Here is a 2,116-nt window from a genome sequence, read left to right as displayed (position 1 = left end):
TTTAGTAAAATGGTTTAACTCTGACAAAGGTTTCGGCTTCATTACGCCAGCTGACGGCAGCAAAGATGTTTTTGTTCATTTCTCTGCCATTCAGAGCAATGATTATAAAACGCTCGAGGAAGGCCAGAAGGTTGAGTTCTCGATTGAGAATGGTGCCAAAGGTCCGGCTGCCGGAAACGTAGTCGCGCTTTAATTGCCGATAACGACACAGACGCTTACGACAGCGATGACGGCACTGACCTGAGCAGATAAGTGAACGTGATAAAAAACCCGCCCTGAGCGGGTTTTTGTTTTTCATGAATGGCATGTAGCAAGGGTGACTGCCATTTTACTGCAGTTGCTGGAGTGAAAAAATGAAACCAAATAGTGCAAACCCAATGATGGTGACAAAAAGAAAGCCAATTAGTAATTTCCAGCCCAACACCTGTCCTCCATAAGTTTGTTTAACAAGACGGAGAGATAATAATATTCATGATTCATAAGTCAACCGGTGCAGGTGTCTTTGACAATCGCTTCACCAAAAAAATAATTTTGTGAAACAACCCTGAAAGACATCTATGGGTGTACTATGGGTTAGAAAAGATGTTAACAATGAGGAAATAATATGCACTTTCAGAAAGTCATATCATCAAGAATCAAATCCATAAGTTATTATTCATCAGAAAAAGTGCTGGAGGTGGCTTTTGTAGATTCAGTAGCCTATCAATTCATTAAAGTGTCTGAAAAAACTCATAATGACTTTCTAACGGCAAAATCCAAAGGCCGTTTTTATGATGGTGTAATTAAAGGTAAATACCTTTGCCGAAAAAAAGGTTGAGTCTTTAAAAATAAAGTCTAACAAAAGCAAAAGCCCCACCGGGAGGCCAGACTGGTAAGTTTAGAGACGACTTAACCCCCAAGCTTTAACGGCGCACTACGCGATAAAGTTAAGCGTTAAATAGCGAAAAACTGCCACCAGAAGGACCTTTCTGTCAATTTTCAATTATAAGTTCTATCTTCTGGCCTTCGCTCAAAGTTTTAAAGCTACCACTATGAATGGCAGCAAAGTGCCAGGAGCGAACGTTGCTAACAACAGTCTGAGTTGATAAACAGAGAGTAAGTCAGTATTTCTGCTCATCACTTTCGCAGACTAAACCGTATAAAATCATGAGGAAATAAAGGCTTAATCATTATTTTATCGTTAAAAATAAATAGATTAGGTGGTATGGCGATAATATCGTAGATATTATCGACAATAAGTTGTAGATGGGTTCTGAACACGGGCACATCGGCATCATCCGCTATGACAAATACAGTTTTATTGCCTAAGTCTCTCCTGTTAAACATCTCATGAGTGAGTTCATAATCGCTGAAATCCATTTCTGACCATATGAGATTACCGCTATGCCATGGATATTGATGAAAAATATCCATTACCATGCTCAAATCATCCCCTTCCACAACATCAAAATCTGCCTTGAGCAACGCCTTACATTCCTCAAACAATGTCATGTCCACTCTCTTTGTGGCTGTTTATTTATATAATAACCACCCAGGAGGATTGTCCAAAGGAATTATGAACTTCCGCTTTTCGCTGCCGCCCGTTCTTGTGGCACCTTATCAACTGGCCTTTATATCCGGGAGAGGAGGCCATTCCGGCTTTGAGGTATCAACTCGATTAAGCAAGACACGGCATTTTTTCCACGCCAGTAAAAGTGCCGCTTCCGCTTCAGTTGCAATATCCAGATCAACTGCATCCTGTAAAGGTGCGATTTTTAAAGCAGCCAGAGCAAGAAGGCTTTCTTTTTGCTGTGTCGCCTGCGTAATCAGTGCCATTTTTTCCGCTTCAGTGTCATGAACCCATTTTTTTCCGTCCCATTTCACAAAATGGCCTTCGGGCGCAACAGAAACCACATCGTCAGGTAACTTACCTAACTGGTTAATTGTGACGGCTTCCCCTGTATGAATGTCGTAGACCGTTTTCCCTCGATGGTCTTCAACAAGTGACCATTTTTCTGACTCAAAATTAAATACAGCGACAAAACCATCTTTCGCCAGAGGCGGCTCAATATCGGTACTGTATGCGGGTAACCCTGTATTAGCAGGGATAAATCCATCACCCTGACCGATAAATTCA

At 41.3% G+C, this 2,116-nt stretch carries 4 protein-coding genes and 1 pseudogene; 2 read left to right on the top strand and 3 right to left on the bottom strand.

The genetic code is table 11. From position 1 onward, the window contains the following. Together FDW95_RS06450 and FDW95_RS06445 are read left to right on the top strand one after the other, a co-directional pair. Nucleotides 1–193 (top strand): cold-shock protein (locus FDW95_RS06450; RefSeq protein ID WP_137363449.1); only part of this gene is annotated, 193 nt, incomplete at its 5' end. A 411-nt stretch (nt 194–604) separates the two neighbouring features. Then, nucleotides 605–817 carry a KTSC domain-containing protein gene (locus tag FDW95_RS06445; protein WP_048221207.1) on the top strand — a complete coding sequence of 71 codons (213 nt, stop codon included), beginning with the start codon at nt 605–607 and terminating at the stop codon, nt 815–817. 154 nt (nt 818–971) lie between these two features. On the opposite strand, the pseudogene FDW95_RS23525 reads toward FDW95_RS06445, so the two are convergent. The 3 genes and pseudogenes from FDW95_RS23525 to FDW95_RS06430 all read right to left on the bottom strand — a co-directional run. Next, nucleotides 972–1,049: pseudogene (locus tag FDW95_RS23525) on the bottom strand (cold-shock protein); the annotation flags it as partial. A gap of 67 nt (nt 1,050–1,116) precedes the next feature. After that, on the bottom strand, nt 1,117–1,491 hold the full coding sequence (locus tag FDW95_RS06435) for a hypothetical protein (protein ID WP_048221205.1): 375 nt from the start codon (nt 1,489–1,491) through the stop codon (nt 1,117–1,119). A 108-nt stretch (nt 1,492–1,599) separates the two neighbouring features. Next, a partial coding sequence (locus FDW95_RS06430; RefSeq protein ID WP_137363448.1) for a tail fiber assembly protein occupies nt 1,600–2,116 on the bottom strand: 517 nt, incomplete at its 5' end.

Origin of the sequence: Citrobacter sp. wls718, assembly GCF_005280945.1 — a bacterium.
GTDB classification, from domain to species: domain Bacteria; phylum Pseudomonadota; class Gammaproteobacteria; order Enterobacterales; family Enterobacteriaceae; genus Citrobacter; species Citrobacter gillenii.
The sequence above is the reverse complement of the archived record's forward strand: the minus strand, read 5'-3'. Positions and strand labels throughout refer to the sequence as shown.